At 54.7% G+C, this 22,528-nt stretch carries 21 protein-coding genes and 1 pseudogene; 11 read left to right on the top strand and 11 right to left on the bottom strand.

Annotated elements, in window-relative coordinates:
• Positions 1-31: 31 nt before the first annotated feature.
• The 4 genes from KO1_RS13840 to KO1_RS28570 are packed head-to-tail and all read left to right on the top strand — an operon-like array spanning position 32 to position 5,078.
• Complete coding sequence (locus KO1_RS13840; protein ID WP_004105769.1) at positions 32-550, top strand: fimbrial protein; 519 nt, start codon at positions 32-34, stop codon at positions 548-550.
• 47 nt (positions 551-597) lie between these two features.
• On the top strand, positions 598-1,296 hold the full coding sequence (locus KO1_RS13835) for a fimbrial biogenesis chaperone (RefSeq protein WP_004105771.1): 699 nt from the start codon (positions 598-600) through the stop codon (positions 1,294-1,296).
• A gap of 9 nt (positions 1,297-1,305) precedes the next feature.
• Positions 1,306-3,855, top strand: a complete 2,550-nt coding sequence (locus KO1_RS13830) for a fimbria/pilus outer membrane usher protein (protein ID WP_224226863.1) — start codon at positions 1,306-1,308, stop codon at positions 3,853-3,855.
• 50 nt (positions 3,856-3,905) lie between these two features.
• Positions 3,906-5,078: a hypothetical protein gene (locus KO1_RS28570; RefSeq protein ID WP_174545007.1), complete on the top strand. Its 1,173-nt coding sequence runs from the start codon at positions 3,906-3,908 to the stop codon at positions 5,076-5,078.
• A 121-nt stretch (positions 5,079-5,199) separates the two neighbouring features.
• Here KO1_RS28570 and KO1_RS13820 read toward each other — a convergent pair.
• Both KO1_RS13820 and KO1_RS27265 read right to left on the bottom strand, forming a co-directional pair.
• Positions 5,200-6,587 (bottom strand): annotated as a pseudogene (locus KO1_RS13820) (SLC13 family permease).
• Between the two features lie 163 nt (positions 6,588-6,750).
• Positions 6,751-7,098, bottom strand: coding sequence for a hypothetical protein (locus KO1_RS27265; protein ID WP_224226964.1), 348 nt, complete (start codon positions 7,096-7,098; stop codon positions 6,751-6,753).
• 33 nt (positions 7,099-7,131) lie between these two features.
• Here KO1_RS27265 and KO1_RS13815 point away from each other — a divergent pair, with 33 nt between their 5' ends.
• Together KO1_RS13815 and KO1_RS13810 are read left to right on the top strand one after the other, a co-directional pair.
• Positions 7,132-8,502, top strand: a complete 1,371-nt coding sequence (locus KO1_RS13815) for a pyridoxal-phosphate dependent enzyme (RefSeq protein ID WP_032729238.1) — start codon at positions 7,132-7,134, stop codon at positions 8,500-8,502.
• Between the two features lie 10 nt (positions 8,503-8,512).
• A complete protein-coding gene (locus tag KO1_RS13810) occupies positions 8,513-9,658 on the top strand; it encodes a trans-sulfuration enzyme family protein (RefSeq protein ID WP_004115602.1) in 1,146 nt (381 codons plus the stop codon).
• Positions 9,659-9,736: 78 nt separating this feature from the next.
• On the opposite strand, the gene KO1_RS13805 is transcribed toward KO1_RS13810, so the two are convergent.
• A complete protein-coding gene (locus KO1_RS13805; RefSeq protein ID WP_004115604.1) occupies positions 9,737-10,636 on the bottom strand; it encodes a LysR substrate-binding domain-containing protein in 900 nt (299 codons plus the stop codon).
• 98 nt (positions 10,637-10,734) lie between these two features.
• Here KO1_RS13805 and KO1_RS13800 point away from each other — a divergent pair, with 98 nt between their 5' ends.
• The 3 genes from KO1_RS13800 (at position 10,735) to KO1_RS13790 (ending at position 12,151) form a co-directional block, all read left to right on the top strand.
• Positions 10,735-11,337: a short chain dehydrogenase gene (locus KO1_RS13800; protein ID WP_024274728.1), complete on the top strand. Its 603-nt coding sequence runs from the start codon at positions 10,735-10,737 to the stop codon at positions 11,335-11,337.
• Positions 11,338-11,443: 106 nt separating this feature from the next.
• The gene (locus KO1_RS13795) at positions 11,444-11,782 is read left to right on the top strand and encodes a hypothetical protein (RefSeq protein ID WP_004105787.1); all 339 of its coding nucleotides are present in this window, start codon (positions 11,444-11,446) and stop codon (positions 11,780-11,782) included.
• A gap of 180 nt (positions 11,783-11,962) precedes the next feature.
• Positions 11,963-12,151, top strand: a complete 189-nt coding sequence (locus tag KO1_RS13790; protein ID WP_004105789.1) for a hypothetical protein — start codon at positions 11,963-11,965, stop codon at positions 12,149-12,151.
• Between the two features lie 329 nt (positions 12,152-12,480).
• Here KO1_RS13790 and KO1_RS13785 read toward each other — a convergent pair whose 3' ends face one another.
• The 3 genes from KO1_RS13785 to KO1_RS28925 form a co-directional block, all read right to left on the bottom strand.
• Entirely contained in the window at positions 12,481-13,662 is a 1,182-nt protein-coding gene (locus KO1_RS13785; RefSeq protein WP_004105794.1) for an aminotransferase-like domain-containing protein, read from the bottom strand.
• Positions 13,663-13,928: 266 nt separating this feature from the next.
• Positions 13,929-15,800 (bottom strand): bifunctional glutathionylspermidine amidase/synthase, encoded by a 1,872-nt coding sequence (gss, locus tag KO1_RS13780; RefSeq protein WP_032729237.1) that lies wholly within the window; start codon positions 15,798-15,800, stop codon positions 13,929-13,931.
• Positions 15,801-15,876: 76 nt separating this feature from the next.
• Positions 15,877-16,008, bottom strand: coding sequence for a hypothetical protein (locus KO1_RS28925; protein WP_306344562.1), 132 nt, complete (start codon positions 16,006-16,008; stop codon positions 15,877-15,879).
• Here KO1_RS28925 and KO1_RS13775 point away from each other — a divergent pair.
• Together KO1_RS13775 and yghU are read left to right on the top strand one after the other, a co-directional pair.
• The gene (locus tag KO1_RS13775; protein ID WP_004115608.1) at positions 16,008-16,568 is read left to right on the top strand and encodes a DsbA family protein; all 561 of its coding nucleotides are present in this window, start codon (positions 16,008-16,010) and stop codon (positions 16,566-16,568) included. The two genes, KO1_RS28925 and KO1_RS13775, sit on opposite strands and share 1 nt — an antisense overlap.
• 60 nt (positions 16,569-16,628) lie before the next feature.
• On the top strand, positions 16,629-17,495 hold the full coding sequence (gene yghU, locus KO1_RS13770) for a glutathione-dependent disulfide-bond oxidoreductase (RefSeq protein ID WP_004105799.1): 867 nt from the start codon (positions 16,629-16,631) through the stop codon (positions 17,493-17,495).
• A 35-nt stretch (positions 17,496-17,530) separates the two neighbouring features.
• On the opposite strand, the gene KO1_RS13765 is transcribed toward yghU, so the two are convergent.
• The 5 genes from KO1_RS13765 to KO1_RS13745 all read right to left on the bottom strand — a co-directional run bounded on the left by KO1_RS13765 (position 17,531) and on the right by KO1_RS13745 (position 22,466).
• Positions 17,531-17,818 carry a DUF2623 family protein gene (locus tag KO1_RS13765; RefSeq protein WP_032729236.1) on the bottom strand — a complete coding sequence of 96 codons (288 nt, stop codon included), beginning with the start codon at positions 17,816-17,818 and terminating at the stop codon, positions 17,531-17,533.
• A gap of 78 nt (positions 17,819-17,896) precedes the next feature.
• A complete protein-coding gene (yghX, locus tag KO1_RS13760) occupies positions 17,897-18,784 on the bottom strand; it encodes a YghX family hydrolase (protein ID WP_032729235.1) in 888 nt (295 codons plus the stop codon).
• A gap of 121 nt (positions 18,785-18,905) precedes the next feature.
• Entirely contained in the window at positions 18,906-19,400 is a 495-nt protein-coding gene (locus tag KO1_RS13755) for a TIGR00645 family protein (protein ID WP_004105804.1), read from the bottom strand.
• Between the two features lie 107 nt (positions 19,401-19,507).
• A complete protein-coding gene (locus KO1_RS13750) occupies positions 19,508-21,034 on the bottom strand; it encodes a glycoside hydrolase family 43 protein (protein ID WP_004115611.1) in 1,527 nt (508 codons plus the stop codon).
• A 13-nt stretch (positions 21,035-21,047) separates the two neighbouring features.
• The gene (locus KO1_RS13745) at positions 21,048-22,466 is read right to left on the bottom strand and encodes a glycoside-pentoside-hexuronide (GPH):cation symporter (RefSeq protein ID WP_004105808.1); all 1,419 of its coding nucleotides are present in this window, start codon (positions 22,464-22,466) and stop codon (positions 21,048-21,050) included.
• Between the last annotated feature and the right edge of the window lie 62 nt (positions 22,467-22,528).

Genomic DNA, 22,528 nt, shown 5'->3' with positions numbered 1-22,528 from the left:
CTTCGGTTGCTTATATTAAGGATAATGATGTATGAAAAAATTATCAGCAGTTGCGTTTGCATTTGGTCTGTTATCTGTGTCTGCATCTCAGGCACTGGCTGCAGATGCCACCGTTAACTTCAGCGGAACCATTCTTCAGGAAGCCTGTAGCGTAGCTACCTCGAATAATACTGTAAACGTTCAGCTCGGCACATTCGGTATCGCGCAATTCCCGACTGTGGGAACGACGACCCTCCCGGTTCCTTTTTCCATTAACTTAACGGGTTGTCCGGCATCAGGTGGTCCGACTGCCGCGCTGGTTACCTTTTCAGGCGCAGCGGATGCGGCAGGCGACCTGGCACTGACCGGCGGTGGCGCAACCGGTGTATCGATTAATATCAAAAAGGCTGACGGCACCAATATCGATATTAACTCCGCCGATTCTGGTATTGCGTTGACATCTGCCGCTACGCAGCAGCTCAACTTTACGGCTAATTATATCAGTACCTCAGCCGCTGTCACCGCGGGCCAGGCTAACGCCGTAGCCCAGGTAAATATCTCTTATATGTAAATATGTAATATGGCGGGGGTGCCAGCGCCCCCGTTAGTGGAGTATTCATGAAAGCGTTCCTTTTTTTATCTTTATTTTTGGCTTCAGTCTCAGTTAGCACTAGCAGCGTTGCAGCTGTTTCTGTCGGGGGCACTCGTCTGGTTTTTAACGGCAATGAAAAAGAGGCTTCCATTACTGTCAGTAACTCAAACAAAGGGATTCCGGTACTTATTCAGTCCTGGGTAGACCGGGGGGAGCATGACAAATCTAAAGCTCCATTTACGATCACGCCACCATTGTTTCGCCTGGAACCAGGGCAGGATAATACCTTACGCGCTATTTACAGCGGCGAACGACTCCCGGATGATCGCGAATCTTTATTCTGGCTCAATATTAAAAGCATCCCGTCAATTAAAAAAGAGGACATGCGCGAAAACACTTTACAGCTGGCGATTAAAAAAAGGCTGAAATTTATTTACCGCCCCGCATCAATTAAGAGTATACCGGAAGAAAGCGCCAGCCTGCTTAGCTGGAAAAGAGTAGGTAATCAGATTCAGGTTACTAACCCAACGCCGTTTTATATGAACTTTGGGATGATCAAGGTAGGAGGTCAGATGTTTAAGCCTGTGCTCCCTGAACAAACCTATGTAGCGCCCAAATCAGAGCTGTTAATTACTATTCCATCCGGTGCGGCCAGCAATAGTGTTGACTGGAAAATAATTAATGACTACGGAACGAGTGGCAAAGAGTTTCACGCCACATATTAATTCTCACCGATGTTTTTGTATAACAGGTATGGAATTTTGCGACAGATAAATTTCACTGCGAAATATACATCCCTTTTGATTATCATTACGCTTCTGAATGTTCCTGATAAATCTTTTGCGGATGAGTATTTTAATCCTGCCTTGCTTGAGGTTCGGGATGGTGTTTCAGAGCGTACAACCGACCTCTCGGTCTTTGAAGTCGCCAATGGTCAGCCTGCGGGAAAATACCGGGTCGATATCTCAGTGAATAATGAGATGGTGACCGCCGAGGCCCGTGACGTGATGTTCTCGAAAACTGCTGATGGCAAGCTGGAACCCTGCGTTACCCTGGAGGAACTCACCCAGTGGGGGATTAATACCGCCCCGTTTCCAGAGCTGCAGGACAGTAACAGCGAATGCATTAAGCTGGACGCTATTCCAGACGCGTTTACTGACTTTCAGTTTAACCGACAGCGGCTAAACCTGAGCATTCCCCACGCGGCATTAAAGGCACGCAGTCAGGATGAAGTGCCCGTCGAGCTTTGGGATGAGGGGATTCCTGCCGTGTTACTCAATTACAGCATGAACAGTTATCAGAGCCAGTATAACGGTGCTGATACCTATAAAAGTACGTACCTCAACCTGCGGCCGGGAATAAACATCGGGCCGTGGCGTCTGCGCAACTACACCACCTTTGAGCATAGTAATCAGAGTGGAAGTAAATGGGACAACGTCTACAGCTATCTTCAGCGGAATATTATCTCTTTGCGAAGCCAACTGACGTTAGGTGACAGTTCCGCCCCTTCTGATGTCTTCGATAGCGTACCGTTCCGCGGTGTTCAACTAGCCTCAGATGATGACATGCTGCCTTCCAGCGTACGCAACTATGCGCCTGTAGTGCGGGGGATTGCCCGCAGTAATGCCCTTGTCACCATACGCCAGAACGGATACGTGGTTTATGAAACCAAAGTGGCGCCGGGAGCATTTGAAATAACGGATCTCGCCTCTACAGGCGGGGCAGGCGATCTTGACGTCACGATTAAAGAAGCGGATGGAAGCGAACAACATTTGATTATCCCCTATGCCTCTTTGCCTGTGCTGCAGCGCGAAGGGAAATTTCGTTATAGCGTAACGGGCGGTCAGTTTCGCGCCTATGATCCGCAAACGGAAAAAAATCTGTTTGTGCAGGGAACCGGTATTTATGGTCTCCCGCTCGGTTTTACGCTGTACGGTGGGGTGCAAAACGCAGGCAGCAAATACCAGTCTTACGCTCTGGGCGTGGGCAAGAACATCGGCGCATGGGGCGCTTTTTCAGCCGATGTCATCCACTCGGTGTCAGCGCCGACGGATACGGGCAGGCAACAGGGTCAGTCGCTACGGGTGCGCTATAGCAAAAATTTCCTGCAAACGGGAACAAACTTCACCATCGCCGGTTATCGCTATTCAACCTCCGGATTTCGCTCGCTGGAGGAGACGCTCGGCACCTACAGAAGCGATAGTAACATTCCATCATATGTTACTGACCGCCGTCGTAACCGGGCTGAGCTGTCGGTGAATCAGGATCTTGGCGCCAATTTTGGCGCGTTTAATGCCTCCTTGATCAGTGAGGATTACTGGCATAACAAACGTAACAGCCTGTCGGCGAACCTGGGGTACTACAAAAACTTCAACGCCATTGGCATCAGTTTGAACTACTCCTGGAACCGCAACACCGGCCTGTATGGCCATGCCGATCAGGATAATGTTGTCTCTTTTGAAATTAATGTGCCTCTGGATAAGTTTCTGCCCCAGACTTACGCCTCCTATGGCACAACCCGGACGAGTGGAAACGGGACCAGCCATAACCTGAGGCTCAACGGCTCGGCATTTGATGATGGCAGCCTTGACTGGGGCATCAACGCCACTCACTCCAGCCATAACGAACAACTGGTAGGAGCAAATGCCAACTGGCAGACAAGCTATGGAACGGTAAATGGTTCTTACAGCCACAGCCGTGATACCCGGCAATTGGGGTACGGCATCGCCGGCGGGCTCGTCGTTCATGAAAATGGTATCACCCTGTCACAACCCTTAGGTGAAACCATTGGCTTGGTAAAAGCACCGGATGCCGAAGGCGTCGGTATCAATAACTATAGCGGCATCACTACGGACAGCCGCGGCTATGCGGTTGTTCCTTACCTGACCCCGTACCGCCGCAATGATATTAGCCTGAATAGCAAGACCCTGCGGGACGATACCGATATCACCTATATGACCAGTAAAGTTGTCCCCACCCGCGGGGCACTCGTCAGAGCAGAGTATAAAACGGCCATTGGCCACCGCGTCCTGATGACGTTAACGCTGCCCGGCGGCAAACCAATCCCCTTTGGGGCGGTGGTATCGCTGCTTAAAACAGAGGGAAACACCTCTATTGTCGGTGACGGTGGGGAAGTATTCCTGAGCGGTTTACCGCAAAAAGGAACTCTGCTTGTGCAGTGGGGCAACGGTCAGGGGCAGGAAACCACCTGTCAGGCTGATTATATCGCCCGTAAACCCTCTGGCGCATCCGGTCTATGGAGCGCGACGAGCGTCTGTCAATAATTCTGCGCCCTTGGGCGAAGTAAATAGCACGCCTTACGAGGAAGAATAGAATGAAGTGGTTTGTTTTTATGTTCGTTACTACCGTAACGGCACTCACCGTCACCCCCGAGGTTAAAAGCGGATCGTTTGATCCAGTAACCGGCGCTTATACTACCGATCCGATAACCGTCACGCTGACGCCAAAGACCGTTACGGCCAGCGCGTCGGTAATCCCTGACGGTGAAAAAGTTTTTTGGGCACCCGCCATCGGTAGTGGTAATTATGTTCAAGAAAATGGGCTGATTTACTGGGGATCGCATACTTATAGCATGACAAGTAACACTGTCGCCACAGCTGCCGCCGCCTCAATTAATGCCAGGGGAACCTGTACTGCAACCGCCAGCGGTGCATCTCTTACCATAAACGGCTGCTTCACCTTTAAGGTCAATTACGATATACGCATGGGCAAAGGTGCCACATGTAAATCTTTTTTCGGTTCGGGGAATGAACCATACGTTATAAGTTCGTTTGGTACTTTCGTTCAATTGAAATCTAATAATAATGGGTCACAAAGCACTCGATCCTTGACCCGTCCAGATTCAGCAAATGTCGGTGTAACAACGCTTACTTACCCACGTCAGACTTTCACGACAATGCCATCATCATCCTCCTACGATACAAATCTGCAGGCTACACTTTCTGCCGCAACGCCACCAAGTGTCTTTCTTTACTGCACTGTAACGCAAGGCGCCCTTACATCTTTGGCCAGTGGATCGACAATCAGCCATTCTTTTATACTGGTGCCTTCAGGCAAACGACCCGCCTACGCCCCGACGATCAGTTATTCACCGGCCTTACCTATCACCAATACTATCGCCGTTAATATACGCAATATTGCTGCGATAGAAATTCTCCCCAGCACGGTATTCAACACCGGAACTATCTCCGCGTGGCGCACCACCTATATGGAACAGCCGCTTACCGTAACCGGGCAGGGCAATTTAACCCGCAAGTTTGGCGCATCAGAAAACTTTAACGTTATTGAATCCTGGACCTGCGCGACAACAGGGCAAATCGATTTTCGAATAATGCGCGACAATACCAACACCAATGTCTGTTCAGGGGCAACCTATACCCATACCGTGCAAACGCCACAGTCGTTGACGGCACAGTGGAAAGCGTTAAATCAGACCTCATCAGGCGCATGGAGCGCGGCGGCAACGGTCACTTTTACGCTGCCCTAGATCATGCCCGGCATCGCTTTATACTGGCGATGCCGCCGATTGCAAGAGCGCGCCCCGCCTGTCGCTCAAAGAGAGTAATCCCGACACGGCGGCCAGCAATGACCGCCGCGCTGCGTTTAAGTTACATCCAAAATAACATGCTAAATCCGGTCAAAACGACGATACAGGCAATATTCAAAAACAGGCCGGCGCGCATCATCTCCTGCTGCTTGATATGGCCGGTGGCGAAAACGATAGCGTTTGGCGGCGTCGCCACGGGCAGCATAAAAGCGCATGAAGCCGCAATGGCAATCAATACCGACAGAATCACAGGCGACATGCCGAACGCTTCGGCCACTGAGGCAAATACGGGAATAAGCAAAGCGGCGCTGGCCGTATTACTGGCAAACTCGGTCAGAAACACCACGAATGTTGCAATCACCAGGATAATAATAAATATCCCCATATGAGCCACCATCCCGCTAATCTGGTTTGCCAGGAACAGACTGGTGCCCGTCTCTTTCAACACATTACTTAAGCAGATACCGCCGCCGAATAATAACAGCACGCCCCAGTCAGCCGTTTTTTCTATATCCTTCCAGTGAACCACCCGGGCGAAATTGACTAATATAATGGCGCCTAATGCACAATGGTATCAAAGGATTTAAAACCGCCCAGCAGGTCGTTAATGGGTCCGCTGAAAATCCAGAAGAATACGGTAAGGCCAAAAATAGCCAGGGTGACAACTTTGCCTTTATCCCAATCGACCTGCTCAGTATTCGTTTCAAAGGTCCCCTTAAGTTCCGGCCTGAACACGAGGTAAAGAATCGCAATAGCGACAGGCAGTAAGACGATCATTGCCGGGAAACCGAACTTCATCCAGTCAAAGAAGGAGAGCCCCACCTCGGCGGCGGCAATCGCATTCGGTGGACTGCCGACGATCGTCGCCATCCCGCCAATGCTGGCGCTATAGGCAATCCCCAGGAGCACAAACACATAGGTCGAATGGCTGTTTTTGCCATCGACTTTACTCAGGATCCCCAATACCAGCGGCATCATCATTGCGGCCGTCGCCGTATTACTGATCCACATTGACAGCAGAGCCGTCACGCCAAACAGCATAAAGACCGCGAGGCTCATTTTGCCCCTCGCCATCGCTAATACTTTATCGGCAATGACTTTATCCAGCCCCTGCACATGCATCGCCGCCGCCAGAGCAAAGCCGCCCAGGAAAAGGAATATCGTAGAGTTAGCGAAACTGTTTAGCGCCGCCTGGGTATTAAATACCCCCAACAGCACAGCCATAACGGGAACCATTATTGCCGTAACGGTCACGTGCAGCGCTTCCGTTAACCATAATACGGCGATAAAAGCGAGCATACTCAGTCCCATGACCACCTTCGGCTCATAGGGTAGCGTGTTGTAGAGAACGATAAACAGAACAATATCGAGCAAAATGATGATGCTGTTACGATTAAAAAACCACTCATGGGTATTGGTAGGTAAAGGACTCATGTCGTTTTTATTCATAGTAGCTTCCTTGTAACTGGTTACGACTGAATCATTACATGTATATGTCTTTCAGGTATAAATTATGTTCCTGTTCTGTTAACTGGATCGTACCAGACAATTTCCTGGCTGATTAACCTGCAGGGCAGGATATTTTTGGAAAAGGGTTCCTGATATATATTTTTTATTGAAACGAGAAGGAGCGTCTTATCAGGAATAATTCATCCATCTGAATTTGTTCCGTTGAACAATGTCCCGGTATACCGGCGCTGATATTTTCGCTGGCACCTGAAAATTGCCGCTGGAAACTATCGAATATTTTTGGCAATCCTTTTCCGAAATAGAGATAAAGCAGCGCGTAAAAACGGATAATTCGGCGAAAAACCGGGCAAAAGCGCGCTATTCTGGAAATCGACACGCCCAGGCGGCTAACAACCTTTCCCTCCGGACGGCTAAAAAGCATCTTATATTCCTTTTTGCTCTTAGCGGCAGACAAAAGTTCTTTAAAATGCCAATTTTGCAGCCCTACCATTCAAATCATCTCGATACGAATGGGCAAAATGTTATGACAGTTTTTCATTCCGTTAGCGACCTGATTGGTCATACTCCCCTGCTGCAGCTTCATAAGCTGGATACCGGCCCCTGCAGCCTGTTTCTGAAACTGGAAAATCAAAATCCCGGCGGCTCGATAAAAGACCGCGTCGCGCTATCCATGATTACGCAGGCAGAGCGCGAAGGAAAATTAAAACCCGGCGGCACGATTATCGAAGCCACCGCCGGCAATACCGGCCTCGGGCTGGCGCTGATCGCCGCGCAGAAAAATTATCGCCTGATCCTGGTGGTGCCGGACAAAATGAGCCGCGAGAAGATTTTCCACCTGCGCGCGCTGGGAGCACAGGTACAGCTTACCCGCTCGGACGTTAACAAAGGCCATCCCGCCTACTATCAGGACTACGCCCGACGTCTTGCCGACGAAACGCCAGGCGCCTTTTATATCGACCAGTTTAATAACGAGGCTAACCCGCTGGCGCATGCCACCACCACTGCCCCGGAAATCTTCCGGCAGCTGGAGGGCGATATCGACGCGATTGTCGTCGGCGTCGGCTCCGGCGGAACCCTCGGTGGGCTACAGGCCTGGTTTGCTGAACACTCCCCGAAAACGGAATTTATCCTCGCCGATCCGGCGGGCTCCATTCTGGCGGACCAGGTCGAAACCGGGCGCTACGGTGAAACCGGCTCCTGGCTGGTTGAAGGGATCGGCGAAGACTTTATTCCGCCGCTGGCCCATCTTGAGAGCGTCCGCAGCGCATACCGCGTCACCGATAGCGAAGCTTTCGCCACTGCCCGCCAGCTGCTGCAGGTTGAAGGCATTCTGGCAGGCTCCTCTACCGGAACGCTGCTCACCGCCGCCCTGCGCTACTGCCGGTCGCAGACATCCCCTAAACGCGTGGTGACTTTCGCCTGCGACAGCGGCAATAAATATTTATCAAAGATGTTTAACGATGACTGGATGCGCCAGCAGGGCTTTTTAAGCCGCCCTTCGCGCGGCGATCTCAGCGATTTTATCGCTCTGCGCCACGACGAAGGGGCAACCGTTACCGCCGCGCCGGACGATACCCTGGCGGCCATCCTCGCGCGTATGCGTCTCTACGACATCTCACAACTACCGGTGCTGGAAAACGGCCGCGTCGTCGGCATCGTCGACGAATGGGATCTGATTAGCCACGTCCAGGGTGACAGTCAGCGCTTTTCTCTGCCGGTCAGGGAAGCGATGACCCGTAACGTGGAGACCCTGGATAAGCACGCGCCTGAAAGCGCGCTGAAGGCCATTTTCGATCGCGGCCTGGTGGCCGTTATCGCCGACAAGGATCATTTTCTTGGCCTCATTACCCGCAGCGATGTGCTGACCACCTGGCGTAACCGACTCGAACAGTAAGGACTTCTCAATGACAAATTTGCATACCCTGAGCGTACATAGCGGCACATTTACCGATGAACACGGCGCGGTGATGCCGCCTATTTATGCCACCTCCACCTTTGCCCAGCCCGCGCCGGGCCAGCATACCGGGTACGAATATTCGCGCAGCGGCAACCCGACGCGCCACGCGCTGGAGACGGCGATTGCCGATCTGGAAAGCGGCACGCGCGGCTACGCCTTTGCTTCCGGCCTTGCGGCCATCTCAACCGTGCTGGAGCTGCTGGATAAAGACAGCCACCTGGTCGCCGTCGACGATGTTTACGGCGGCACATACCGGCTGATTGAAAACGTTCGCCGCCGCAGCGCCGGCCTGCGGGTGAGCTGGGTGAAGCCCGACGATCTGGCGGCCATCGAAGCGGCTATTCAACCCGATACGCGCATGATTTGGGTTGAAACGCCGACCAACCCGCTGCTTAAGCTGGCCGACCTTAGCGCCATCGCCGCCATTGCGCGGCGGCACAATATTATCAGCGTTACCGACAACACCTTCGCCTCGCCGGCCATCCATCGTCCGCTTGAGCTGGGCTTTGATATCGTGGTGCATTCGGCGACCAAGTACCTTAACGGCCACTCAGATGTCGTCGCCGGACTGGCGGTGGTCGGCGACAACGCCGCGCTGGCGGAAAAGCTGGGCTATCTACAAAACGCGGTTGGCGGCGTGCTCGATCCGTTCAGCAGTTTCCTGACGCTGCGCGGTATTCGTACCCTAGCGCTGCGTATGGAGCGCCACAGCAGCAATGCGCTGCTGCTTGCCGAGTGGCTGGAGCAGCAGCCGCAGGTCGAAAGGGTCTGGTTCCCGTGGCTGGCCTCGCATCCGCATCATCAGCTGGCGCGCAGGCAGATGGCCCTTCCCGGCGGGATGATTTCCGTGGTGGTCAAAGGCGACGATGGCTACGCCGAGCGGATCATACGCAAGCTGAAGCTGTTTACGCTCGCAGAGAGCCTCGGCGGCGTGGAAAGCCTGGTGAGCCAGCCGTTTAGCATGACCCACGCATCGATCCCGCTGGAGCAGCGTTTAGCCAACGGCATTACTCCCCAGCTGATTCGTCTGTCGGTAGGGATAGAAGATCCGCAGGATCTGATCGCCGACTGGCGCCACGCGCTGCGCGACTAAGCAGATTGCCCGGCGGTGCCTGACGCCTTGCCGGGCCAACAAGACCCCCATAGCGTCAGGCCGCCGCCCGGCAGAGAATTAAGCGGTCCGCCCGTTCTGGCGTTGCCCCTGCAGAAGATGCTCAACAAAGCGCGTCAGCTTCGGCAGCGGCCGCAGATCCTGCCGCCAGAGCAGGTGAACCGGCCTCGGCTGCGGGGTATACGCCTCCAGCACGCGCACCAGTTTACCGCTCTCCAGCGCATCGGCCAGCAGGACTTCCGGCTGCAACACCAGTCCGGCCCCGGCGATCGCCGCCGTTCGCAGGGCATAGCCGTCATTGCAGCGCAGGACGGCATCGCGCTTCCAGCGGACGCCCTCCTCGGCGCCAGGCAGCTTCCACTCATTGCGCGCGGTCCACACCGTATGCGACAAACAGAGGTGATCGGCCAGGTCAGCAGGCGTCGTCGGCGTACCGTAGCGGGCTAAATACCCGGGCGCGGCGCAGATCGTCATCCGGTAGGGCGCGAGATATTTTGCCACCAGATCGCTATTGCGGATCTCGCCGATGCGGATCGCCAAATCGAACCCCTCATCCACCAGATCGACCATCCGGTTAGTCAGATCCAGCTCCACGCGCACGTCGGGCCATGCCTGCAGAAACGTGGCGGTCAGCGGAGCAATGACGCAGGCGCCAAACGACGTCGGCGCGCTTACCCGCAGCGTGCCCGCGGGCGCGATCCGCAGCCTCTCCACCGCGCTCTCGGCGATTGAAACCTGCTCCAGGACGCGTTTCGCCTCGTCAAAATAGACCCGCCCGGCGTCGGTGAGGCTCTGGCGGCGGGTATTGCGCTCAAGAAGACGGGTATTAAGCTGCCGTTCGATCAGCGCGATATATCTCCCGACCATCACCGCCGACATCTCGAGCCGCGCCGCGGCGTCGGTAAAGCTGCCGCACTCCACGACCGCAATAAAGGTCTCCATCGCCCGTAGCTTATCCATATTACAAACCTCAGGTTAGTAATCATTTAACTTTCAGCCAGTTTATCCGCTATCTGTTTTATTAAAGAATAGCCTCTCATCCGAGAGAGGAACCTGCTATGAAAATCATCGTTATTGGCGCCAGCGGTACCGTTGGCCGCGCGGTTGCGCAAGAATTAAATCAGCGTCATGAAGTTATTCGCGTCGGCCGCACTCAGGGCGACTATCAGGTTGATATCACCTCACAGCAGAGCGTGCAGAGCCTGTTTGAGAAAATCGGTCAGGTAGACGCGATTGTTTCCGCCACCGGTAATCTGTTCTTTGGCCCGCTGGCGACCATGACCGATCGCGATTTCAACCAGGGCTTACAGGATAAGCTCCTGGGGCAGATTCGCCTGGCGCTGACCGGCCAGCATTATCTTAACGATGGCGGCTCGATTACGCTGATTAGCGGGATCGTGGCGCATGAGCCTATCGCTCAGGGCGTCAATGCCACCACCGTGAACGCCGGGCTGGAGGGGTTTGTTCGCGCCGCCGCTTGTGAACTGCCGCGCGGGATCCGTATTAACCTGATTAGCCCCACTGTATTAACGGAATCGGCGGCAGTCTACGACGGTTTCTTCCCCGGCTTTGCCAGCGTCCCTGCCGCCAGCGTGGCTCAGGCCTACCGTCGCAGCGTGGAAGGCGTTCAGAGCGGGCGGATCTATCGGGTCGGCTATTGACCGACACCGCAGCGGGCTGGAGTCAGGCTGCCGGCCCGCGACGGCGCTTACATCCTGTGCCTGCAGCGGTTACACTGGTTCTTCAATTTGCTTTTTTGAATCACTCATGCTGAAGAAACTCGCTTTTATTATCCCGCTTATCGCGCTTATCGCCCTGCTTATCTGGTGGTTCACGCCGCGCTACTCCGCAGAGGACGAAGCGTACTACCGCTCCGTTTTCTGCGTGATCGACCACCAGGATAGCCAGACATTTCTCCGCGATATGGAAAATATCATTGAAGGCGGCAATTCAGATTATGCGCTGCATAAAGCCCATTACGTTCCCGCGCTGGGCCAGCGGATGCTGGACACCTGGCAGCAGCTCACTCCGGAAGAGCAGAAAAGCCTCGGCCAGGATCAGCAGCGCTGCCGCCAGCTGATGAGCGAAAAACAGCGTTCACGCTAAACAGGCGCGCGGCGTAAAACGCAGCGCTGAAAGGAAAGGTAAAACAGAAATGATGTTTCACAAGGTGATGGACAGCCGCAGCCCTCATGACGACTGCGGTTGCCTTTACCAGAAAAAGTAGTTGATCTGGTAGCGACTAGCTCTTATTTTGCTTCTCAGTTTTTAAACGAGATGAAACTGATGCCTACTATTACCGCCAGTAGTATGAAAGAAGCAAAAGAGTTAATGAACTGTGGCAAATACAGAGAAATCGTTCTCAATTTCGATATTGATGCTGACGATTTCTTCACCCTCGCCACCTCACAATCAGCCACAAAAGTGACCATTACGGACAGAAACAATCGCTCATCGGTAAAAGCAGAAAAATAATAAAAACCCCTGAGGCTTCTTATGTTGTTAGCTATTGGTACCATCGCTGTCGCTTTTCTCTCCTCATTGATGCTGATCTGGCTTGACGATCGCATTGCCGACCAGGATTAAACCCCGGGCTGGCGATAAGCCGCCAGAACCCCAGCACTACGTTTCTCTCGCCCGTCGTCAGCGATGACGGGCGATGCCAAAACCGCTCACGCCATTCAACTTCAGCTCCCCTCATTGCGCTCGCCGGACAGGCAAGGATTAGCCTGAATTCAGGCCATTAATAGAAGAAACGTGGGCGGAGAGCGCTCCGCGCCGACCAGCGGCGCGAAGCAAGGCGATTACAGCGATTTCGCCAGGCGCTCGACGGCGGTCATCAGACCGTCAGCCGACACCGTAGAGTAGGAGAGACGCAGCGTGCGGGTATCCGGGTTGTCGTTATAGAACGCTTCCCCAGGCACGTAGACCACGCCGTTTTCCAGCGTTTTCTTCATCCATTCCATGGTATCGAACGGATAGCGGAAGCGAGCCCACAGGAACATACCGCCTTTAGGACGGCTGAACTCCAGATGCTCGCCAAGCTGCGATTCCAGCGCGTCGGCCAGCGCCACGCACTTCTTGCGGTAATCTTCGCGGATCAGGGCAATCTGCTTTTCCAGACGGTTCATGCTCAGGTATTCCGCAGTGATGACCTGCGATAGCATGTTGGTGTGCAGATCCGCCGCCTGCTTGACGATCACCGTCTGCTGCGCCAGCCAGTCCGGCATCACGATCCAGCCAATACGCATCCCCGGCGCGAGGATCTTGGAGAAGGTGGAGGTATACACCACCTGATCGACACAGCCCAGTTCAACCGCGTGCTGATACAGCGGACGGCGCACTTCATCGGTGAAGCTGATTTCACCGTACGGATCGTCTTCAATGATCACGAAGTCGTGCTTTTTCGCCAGCTCAACCAGGCGACGACGGCGCGCTTCGCTGAGGGTCTTCCCGCCTGGGTTGCCAAACGTCGGCACCAGGTAAACGGCTTTCACGCGCGTGGTTTCCAGCAGATCGGCCAGCTGTTCCACCAGCATGCCGTCATCATCGGTATCCACGCTGAGAATATTGGCCTGCGCCAGCTGGAAGACCTGCAGCGCCGCCAGATAGGTCGGGCGCTCAACGACAATCGCATCGCCCGGATCGAGGAGCGTGCGGGCGACGATATCCAGCGACTGCTGCGAACCGGAAGTGATATAAACGTGGCTTGCCGGGCAGTCCACGCCGCGCGCCTGACACAGTTCGCTGACGGCCTGACGCAGCGGCGGATAACCTTCGGTCAAACCGTACTGGAACGCATCGTTAAAGCGCCCGTTCATCACCTGCTGCACCGCCAGGTTCAGGCCTTCGGTATCAAAAAGCTCCGGAGCCGGAATGCCGCCGCCCAGGGAGATCACGCCGGGCAGTTTACTGTGCTTGAGGAGTTCGCGGACGGCGGAGGGCTTAAGTTCACCCGCGCGGGCGGCGAGTCGCCGATCGTGCATACTATTTTCCTTTTCTGTCTTGTTGTTGTGATGTTTTATCTGTTTTTTACCGATAACTCCCCCGGTCGCACTATGCTCACTGGGGCTACGGGTTCGTATGTTCGGTAGCCCGGACAGATGCGCAGCATCGCCTCCGGGATATTCTTCAGCATCCTGCGGCCTTCCCCCGGGGGCGGCGCGATGCGCCTTGCCCGGGCTACAAATGCCGCTGGTGACGAGAACCGCAGCCCGGATAAGGCGCTCACCGCCGTAATCCGGGATAAAATTTAACGGCTATCGTTGTCTTTTAGCACGATTAGCGGCTCAATATCGCTCTCTTTTTTGACCACCAGAGAATCGTCTCCGCGCAGGCAGGTACCGCCATAGTTACCGCCAACCGTAAAGGTGCAAACCTGGATGTATTTGCCATCCACCTTCGGCAGGCACCACAGCTGCTGGTAAATATTTTTGCGATCGAAAAACTGGCCGCTGGTTTTATCCAGCACTTCATCCTGCGGGCCAATCAGATCGATATTGCTGCCGCAGCGGCCTGAGATTGGCTTAACCGCATAGCCGCTTTCCGCCAGCTGCTCGTTGACCACAAAATCGGTATCCAGGAGATAGCGATGATTAGGGAACAGCGACCAAAGCACCGGCAAAATCGCCTTGTTGCCGGGGATAACCGTCCACAGCGGCTCGAAGACTAGCACTTCCGGGCGCAGCAGGACGTCAATCAGACGCACTTCATTATCAGGGTGCCCGGTACGGATCGGCACCGCCGCGTACTCGTCGGCGCTGACTTCGCGCACCTGCTCAATGGCGGTCTCCCATGCCCAGGTTTTCCAGACGCAGTTAACCAGGCGTCCATCGGCATCAATTAACTGCCCGGCGGCATCCCAGCACAGCTCATCAAGGCCGTAAAGAATTTTGCTCTCGAAACCGGCCTGCGTCAGCGAACGCTGGATAAACTGCGCGTGGTAGTTCTCCTCCAGATCCTTATCCTGCATGATGTGCACGAATGGGCGCGCCCGGCTGTGCTTCCACGCCCCGGCAAGCTCATCGAGCAGGTTTTCCGCCGGGTTATGGCCGGTGCCGCAGTAGCCCTGCTTCAGCCACTGTTCGAGGATCAGCCCGCCTTCGGTATGACAGGACGCGGAGTCGGCGTTGTACTCATACACCTTGAGCCCGCGCTCATCCATACAGAAATCCATACGACCGGTAATCATATGATGGCGTCGGCGCTGCCACGAGAGGCGCAGGCGCGGCCAGAGAATTTTCGGAATATCGAACAGCGCCAGCAGGCTATCGTCCTTCATCACCTTGTCGGTAGCGTGCAGGTACATCAGATGCAGCTCGTTGGTGGCTTTGATGAGCTCCTGCTCGGCGCTTTCGGTAATAGTGAAATACTGGTATGGGTCTTTATTGATGACGTGGCCGTTGGCTTCGACATAGGCTTTTTGCAGGGAATCTTTCTCGTTGAGCCAGTTGCCGCGAAACTGGCCTTTGTTCGGCAACCGCGCGCCTTTAATCGCCATCGCCTCACCCGGCAGCACCGGCTGCGGCAGGCTGAATTCGGTATCGGCGGTTTGGATCATCCAGCCAAGGATTTCGGTATTGGCAAAGGTGTCTTTAATCGTGTAGAGGCCATTTTTCACTTCCAGCGTCAGCTCGCGGGTCCACTGCTGCCCCTGCGGTAGCGGCGAGTGAATCACGTTCTGTTCGGCGATCCTCACCTTGTTCCCTACCAGCTGAGTAATGACCGCCACGTGGCCCGTGTGCTTGAACTCGCCGCCTTTCTGCCAGATCAGCAGCGAGCCGGCGATCGGCGGACGACGAGAGCCGTTGGCGAACGCCTGCAGCGGCAGAATATTGTCGTTGACCACCTCGCGTAAAAAACGCAGGGAGAAAATCTCGTAGGCCATGCCGACATCGGTGAAAACAAAACCGTAGGTGAGGAACAGAAAGCGGCGCGCGAACTCCACGCACTGCCATTTATGCCCCATATACTCATTACCGATATAGCTGCGGAACGTGGCGTCATCCGGATAATCTTGCGGATTTAAGCTACTGTAATTAGATGAATAAATCGCCACGCCGCCCGGTGCGTAGCCTAATAGTGTACCAAACGGGGCGTCACTGCTTGTCGAACCTTTGCTCATTTAGCCTGACCTCAAATTAATGCAGCCCGGGCAGTTGGCGAAACAAAACTCCCTCTTCTTATCCTGCCGCAGGCACTTACCAGACAGAGGTGAAGTGATGATACCACTCATTCGATTCGCTAATCGTGCCCTTAAGGAAAATAAGCCTGCGCCCCCGGGCAAAAGTGATATCGTTATTTGAGATAAAAAAATTATCAGGAGCCGACAATGAGCACACCTTCGCATCTGACCGCCCAACCGCTGGTCTGGGGTCATGGGCCACGCACCTTTGAGGTGTTCCTTGAACCCACCTGCCCCTATTCCGTTCGCGCCTTTAATAAGCTTGATGACCTGCTGGATGAAGTTGGCGCAGATAACGTGACGATCAAAATACGTTTGCAGTCTCAACCGTGGCATCTGTTTTCCGGCGTCATCGTCCGCTGTATTCTCGCCGCGTCAACCCTCCCGCACGGCCGCGAGCAGGCGCATAAGGTGCTTAAAGCCGTCGCCGACCACCGCGAAGAGTTTGAGTTTACCGACCACTGTAGCGGGCCGAATATGGACGCCACGCCGCAGCAGATTATTGAACGTCTCGAACGCTACAGCCGCGTCTCGCTGGCCGCAGCGTTTGCCCGCCCCGAGCTGCAAAACGAGATCAAATGGCATAGCAAATACGCCCGCCAGAACGGCATCCACGTGTCGCCGACCTTTATGGTTAATGGCCTGGTGCAGGCGGATCTCGGCAGCGGCGACGACGTCAGCGTATGGGCCGCGCGGATTCTGGCTTAGACCGGCGCTCCGGCACGGTAACGTCACGACTTCAACACCTCACTAAAAAGGCAGATCAGCATGTCAGAGAATAACTACCAGCCACCTAAAGTGTGGGAATGGAAGCAAAACAACGGCGGCGCATTCGCCAATATCAACCGCCCGGTCTCCGGCGCAACGCACGAGCGGGAGCTGCCGGTGGGCGCGCATCCGCTTCAGCTCTATTCGCTGGGGACGCCCAACGGCCAGAAGGTGACCATCATGCTGGAAGAGCTGCTGGCGTTAGGCGTTAGCGGCGCGGAATATGACGCCTGGCTGATTCGCATCGGTGAAGGCGATCAGTTCTCCAGCGGCTTTGTCGAGGTTAATCCAAACTCAAAAATCCCGGCGCTCCGCGACCATTCCACCACTCCGCCGACCCGCGTTTTTGAATCCGGCAGCATCCTGCTCTATCTGGCGGAAAAGTTCGGTTTCTTCCTGCCAAAAGATCCGGCAGGCCGCACTGAAACCCTCAACTGGCTGTTCTGGCTGCAGGGCGCGGCCCCGTTCCTCGGCGGCGGCTTTGGCCACTTCTTTAGCTATGCGCCGGTGAAAATCGAATACGCGATAGACCGCTTTACGATGGAAGCCAAACGCCAGCTTGACGTGCTGGACAAGCAGCTTGCCCGCGGTCGTTTTGTGGCGGGAGAAGAGTACACCATCGCCGATATGGCCATCTGGCCGTGGTACGGCAACGTGGTGCTGGGGAATGTCTATAATGCCGCCGAATTCCTTGATGCCGGAAGCTATAAAAACGTGCTGCGTTGGGCGCAGGATGTTGGCAATCGCCCCGCCGTACAGCGTGGACGCATGGTTAACCGTACCTCTGGCCCGCTCAATGAGCAGCTTCATGAGCGCCATGCCGCCAGCGACTTCGAAACGCAAACCGAAGATAAGCGCCAGGCGTAACGCTCTGGCCCACCGGAGGCGCCCGCCTCCGGTTTTTAGCTTTCCAGCCGATAGCCCGCCATAAAGTAGCGCATCGCGGTCGAAGAACTGCCCTCTTTGAAGAAGTCCATCACCATGTCTCTTTCCAGGCCATAGCGACGAGTGAGGATCCCCGCTTCCCAGGCGCTGAGCTGGCGGTCGCCGGTTTTTTCAAACATGCGGTGCGAGTAGCCGAGCACAAACCCGCGTTTATAGTCGGTGCAAAAATTCGCCGCATGCGCGGCGGTGTCAGCATGGGATGCCTGTAGCCCCGCCATTAAGCCTTTTCCAAAATGATTTTCCATCGCGCTCTCCCAATCGTTATATAATAAATTATATAGCGATTTTTTAAGCGAGCGGTAGCGCTATTTATGGCGTTTGCGCTAGCGTAAATACTTTTCAAACCACGCCAGCGTACGTTGCCAGGCCAGGTCAGCCGCAGCCCGATCGTAGCGCGGCGTGGAATCATTATGAAAGCCGTGATTCACGCCCTGATAGAGATAGGCCTCGTAGACTTTATTATGCGCCTTCAGCGCCTGTTCATAGGCGGGCCAGCCTTCATTAATGCCGCTATCGAGTTCGGCGTAATGCAGCAGCAGCGGCGTTTTAATTTTATCGACCTCCTTCAACGGCGGCTGGCGGCCGTAAAACGGCACCGCGCAGGCCAGCTCCGGGATCGCCACCGCCGCCGCGTTGCTGACGCCGCCGCCGTAGCAAAAACCGGTGATACCGACCTTCCCCGTCGCCTGCGGATGCTTCGCCACAAATTCGACCGCCGCAAAAAAGTCATTCATCAGCTTCACGGGATCGACTTTCTGCTGTAGCGCGCGGCCTTCATCATCATTCCCCGGATAGCCGCCGACGGAGCTCAGGCCATCCGGCGCCAGCGCGATATACCCCGCTTTCGCTACCCGCCGGGCTACGTCTTCAATATAGGGGTTCAGGCCGCGGTTCTCATGAACCACCACCACGGCGGGCGCTTTGTCGGCTATTTTCGTCGGCGTCACCAGGTAAGCCCGCACTTCGCCGTGGCCATCAGGAGAGGGATAATGAATATACTCCGGGCGGATATCCGGGTCGGTGAACGATACCTGCTCTGCCAGGGCATAGTCGGGCTTCAGCAGATTAAACAGCGCCAGCGCGGTCATCCCGCCGACGGTATATTTCCCCGCCAGCTGGAGAAACTCGCGTTTGCTAATTTTGCCGTGGGCATAGTAGTCATAATACTCGAGCAGCTGCTGCGGAAAATCTTTGGCCGTTAATCGCGTCATCACCCTGCCTCCGTTGTTAAGCGCCCTTTAAGCAAAGCAGAAGCCCGGACATACGCCAGCGCAGAAAAGCAGAAACGGGGAGAAAAAAGCCCAGCGGCTAACGCCGCCGGGAGAGAAGGGATCAGTGTTTCACTTTGGTCAGACGATCGAGGTAGCCCATAACAAAGGCCGAGAGCACAAAGGTCAGGTGGATGATGACGTACCACATCAGCTTATTGTCCGGGACGTTTTTCGCATCCATAAACACCCGCAGCAGGTGAATAGAGGAGATCGCCACGATGGAGGCGGCAACCTTATTTTTCAGCGACGTCGCGTCCATTTTTCCCAGCCAGCTGAGTTTTTCTTTACCCTCGTTAATATCCAGCTGCGAGACAAAATTTTCATACCCGGAGAACATCACCATCACCAGCAAACCGCCCACCAGGGTCATATCCACCAGCGACAGCAGGGTCAGAATCATATCCGACTCACTGACGCTAAAAATATGCGGCAGTATGTGGAAGATCTCCTGAAAAAATTTGATGGTCAGCGCAATCAGACCGAGCGAGAGGCCAAAATAAACCGGCGCCAGCAGCCAGCGCGAGGCGTACATAGCATTTTCCAGAAAGCGTTCCATAAGATCCTGTCAGTTAACATAAACGGCCGCCATTATATCGCAACAGGGTAACGTTTATGCAACATCCAGCCGCCCGCATTATCTGCAGACGGCCAGAAACGGTTTCTTTATAGGATGACCTCAAAGTCCTGCAAAGAGCAGTAGCCCTCGCTTTGCAGGCCATCCATTGAAGCAGCCAGCAGGCCAAATTTCGCACCGACCCATTTCCCCTTCCCGGCAGCAAAACAAAGGGGAACCCCCTGCCACTCCTCCTCCTCAGCTCGCCAGGAAAATTGACACAAGCCGCCTTCGCCTACGGCAACCTGCAGCTGACACTTGCCGCGCTTAAGCTCAGCAAGAACCTGACGAGTTTCGCGCACAACGCCCGCATCGCTCATCCAACCGTGTCGCCACACGAGCCGGCAACTCCCTTGCCCAAACTCCACCAGCAAAGCGGCGTAGCGTTCGCCGTATACGATCAGGCCTCCGGCATCACCGTCCTGAGCGGCATATAACGTTACGCTTGTTTTCGCGCTAAAAGTTAGCGCCGGGAATTTCTGCAGCAACAGCTGCGGCGCCCAGTATAACGCTCTCTGTCCATCGACTTGGGATAATGGGGTGCAGCGTAATCGGAGTTCGCCTTCCGCCGGCAGCAGCCACTCAGGGCTGGGGTTAGCCTGCCACTGCCACTGTATTCCCGGTTGGCCTTGCGCAAAATAGTCGCTGGTTTGCGGCGCCAACGCCGGTGAAGGCGTTAACCCTTTCGGACGCGGCCAACGTAAAACCGGCTGTCCGACGCCGCAACTGCCAATCTGCTCACCGATACGCGGCCAGCCGTCGTCACCCCAGAACATCGGCTGGAGGTGAACCACGCGGCCATAGAGATGTAAGTCCTGGAAATGAACAAACCAGCATTCGCCCTTCTCGCCCTCCACCCAGCCGCCCTGATGTGGTCCATTTATCGATGTGTTTCCCTGGAAAAGCACGTTTTTGGCTTCCCAGGGCCCCGTCATCTGGCGCGCGCGCAGCACCGTCTGCCAGCCATTTTCTACCCCGCCCGCAGGAGCAAAGATGTAGTACCAACCGGCGCGTTGATAAACCTTTGGCCCCTCAAGGGTGGGTAAATCGCAGCAGCCGTCATAGATAATCTGCCCTTCGCCCAGTAATTCGCTGGCGTCCGGCGCCATCGCAAACAACTGCAGTTTATGCTTAATGCCGCTGCGGCTATGGGCGAAAGCATGTACCAACCAGGCCTGACCATTGTCGTCCCAGAACGGGCAGGGATCTATCCACCCTCTGGCCTGACGCAGGCAGTGCGGAGCGCTCCATTTCCCCCACGGGTCCTCGGTATGGCAGATAAAAATACCTTCATCTGGGGTGCTGAAGCAGACCCACAGCTTGCCATCGTGCCAGCGAATCGATGGCGCCCATACGCCCTTACCCGGCTGATACCGGTCATAACCCGGTAGCGGCAGTTCATCCAGAACGTGGTTGATAATAGTCCAGTTAACCAGGTCCGTTGAATGCAGGATCGGTAAAGCGGGCACATGGTTAAAACTGGAAGAGACCATAAAGAAATCATCCCTTACGCGCACGATATCCGGGTCGGAATAATCGGCGCATAAAATAGGATTCTGGTATTCAGAAGGAGTCATATTTCGCATCTCCTCAGGCCTTTTCCGGAACGGCGTTTAGCGGCAATTGCGTCTCTGAATGCGCCTGTTGCTGGCGCATGGACAGCTCTCGCTGAATTGTCTGCATCATTTTGTCATCCAGCTTATAGAAACGCGCCAGCCACCACAGAAGCAGGTAAGATAGTGATGGACCGAGCGTTAACAGCCCAACAATTCCCATTGTCGCCAGCGGAGTCTGCGCCGTTACGCCCGCCTGATAGCCAAATAGCCCAAGCGAAAAACCTACGGCGGCACCAGCAACCGCCATGCCCATTTTCAAAGCAAACAGATTACCGGAATAAGATAATCCCGTGATGCGACGACCAAACTTCCATTCGCCATAATCGGCGGCGTTGGCCATCATGTTCCATTTAAACGGCTGGTACATCTGATGGAAGAAGCCGACCAGAAAGTATAAAGGGAACACCACCGGCAGCCAGGTCGGCGGCACAAAGAACATTACGACGCCAACCAGAACCAGCAGGAGGTTGATATTTTTAAACAGCGAGACCGCGCGATAGCGCTTGGCCAGCCATCCGGCGGCGATGCTGCCGATAATCGTGCCAACGACGCTGGTGGAAACAAATGCTGATTTCATGGCTGTTCCCGCCGCGGACTCCACGCCGCCTAACATCAGGTAGGTTGCATAATAGAGCGTGGCGGCGCTGCGCATAACCCCGGCCATACTCGAGAAAAAAGTGATTATCGCCACAATACGCCACTGGTCATTCGCCAGAAGCTGACGGAGATCTTCGCGTATGCTCCCCTGCTGTTCAACCGCTGGAGCCACGCGTTCTTTAGTAGAGAAGAAGCAGAAAGCCAGCATTACAATAGCGATCGCGCCCATGATTCCCATTGTCGCCTGAAAACCAAACTGCTTATTTTCTTTACCTAAAAAATCCACCAGAAACAGGGTTGCGACAGAAACCATCAGACCGGCCAGAGAAGAGATCGTAAAACGATATGACTGGGCTGATAGGCGATCCTTCTCATCGCGCGTGATGACTCCGCCCAGCGCGCAGTAGGGAATATTGATAAAGGTGTAACACAGCATGAGTAAGGTGTAAGTCAGGTAGGCGTAAACCAGTTTACCCGATGCGCCAAATTCCGGAGTAGTGAAGGTCATTACCGCCAGCACGGCATAAGGGACGGCAAACCAGATAAGCCACGGGCGAAAATGGCCCCAGCGGGTCTTCACACGGTCTGCAACGATGCCGGTTAGCGGATCGGTAATCGCATCCAGAACCCGCGTCACCAGGAACATCACTCCGACTGCGGCAGCGGAGAGTCCGTAAATATCCGTATAAAACCATGTCAGAAACATGGTTACCGAAGAGTAGACGATACCGCAGGCTGCATCTCCCATGCCGTATCCCAGCTTCTCCGCAAATGACAGTTTATTATCGTGATTCACAATATAATCCCTCTCAGATGAAGTGGTATTCACTCTAGAGGGAGGATAAAAACTATCCTATT

It is taken from the genome of Klebsiella oxytoca NBRC 105695, assembly GCF_001598695.1.
Lineage (GTDB): Bacteria > Pseudomonadota > Gammaproteobacteria > Enterobacterales > Enterobacteriaceae > Klebsiella > Klebsiella oxytoca.
Note: the sequence above shows the minus strand (reverse complement) of the source record. Positions and strands in the feature narration are given on the sequence as shown.

Coding starts and splice junctions, on each gene's coding strand:
- KO1_RS13755 (WP_004105804.1), bottom strand. CDS start 19,400: ATGGAACGCTTTCTGGAAAATGCTATGTACGCCTCGCGCTGGCTGCTG.
- KO1_RS13840 (WP_004105769.1), top strand. CDS start 32: ATGAAAAAATTATCAGCAGTTGCGTTTGCATTTGGTCTGTTATCTGTG.
- KO1_RS13785 (WP_004105794.1), bottom strand. CDS start 13,662: ATGCACGATCGGCGACTCGCCGCCCGCGCGGGTGAACTTAAGCCCTCC.
- KO1_RS13790 (WP_004105789.1), top strand. CDS start 11,963: ATGCCTACTATTACCGCCAGTAGTATGAAAGAAGCAAAAGAGTTAATG.
- KO1_RS13765 (WP_032729236.1), bottom strand. CDS start 17,818: ATGGAAAATCATTTTGGAAAAGGCTTAATGGCGGGGCTACAGGCATCC.
- KO1_RS13795 (WP_004105787.1), top strand. CDS start 11,444: ATGCTGAAGAAACTCGCTTTTATTATCCCGCTTATCGCGCTTATCGCC.
- KO1_RS13815 (WP_032729238.1), top strand. CDS start 7,132: ATGACAGTTTTTCATTCCGTTAGCGACCTGATTGGTCATACTCCCCTG.
- KO1_RS13800 (WP_024274728.1), top strand. CDS start 10,735: ATGAAAATCATCGTTATTGGCGCCAGCGGTACCGTTGGCCGCGCGGTT.
- KO1_RS13805 (WP_004115604.1), bottom strand. CDS start 10,636: ATGGATAAGCTACGGGCGATGGAGACCTTTATTGCGGTCGTGGAGTGC.
- yghU (WP_004105799.1), top strand. CDS start 16,629: ATGTCAGAGAATAACTACCAGCCACCTAAAGTGTGGGAATGGAAGCAA.
- gss (WP_032729237.1), bottom strand. CDS start 15,800: ATGAGCAAAGGTTCGACAAGCAGTGACGCCCCGTTTGGTACACTATTA.
- KO1_RS13750 (WP_004115611.1), bottom strand. CDS start 21,034: ATGACTCCTTCTGAATACCAGAATCCTATTTTATGCGCCGATTATTCC.
- yghX (WP_032729235.1), bottom strand. CDS start 18,784: ATGACGCGATTAACGGCCAAAGATTTTCCGCAGCAGCTGCTCGAGTAT.
- KO1_RS13775 (WP_004115608.1), top strand. CDS start 16,008: ATGAGCACACCTTCGCATCTGACCGCCCAACCGCTGGTCTGGGGTCAT.
- KO1_RS13810 (WP_004115602.1), top strand. CDS start 8,513: ATGACAAATTTGCATACCCTGAGCGTACATAGCGGCACATTTACCGAT.
- KO1_RS28570 (WP_174545007.1), top strand. CDS start 3,906: ATGAAGTGGTTTGTTTTTATGTTCGTTACTACCGTAACGGCACTCACC.
- KO1_RS27265 (WP_224226964.1), bottom strand. CDS start 7,098: ATGGTAGGGCTGCAAAATTGGCATTTTAAAGAACTTTTGTCTGCCGCT.
- KO1_RS13830 (WP_224226863.1), top strand. CDS start 1,306: ATGTTTTTGTATAACAGGTATGGAATTTTGCGACAGATAAATTTCACT.
- KO1_RS13835 (WP_004105771.1), top strand. CDS start 598: ATGAAAGCGTTCCTTTTTTTATCTTTATTTTTGGCTTCAGTCTCAGTT.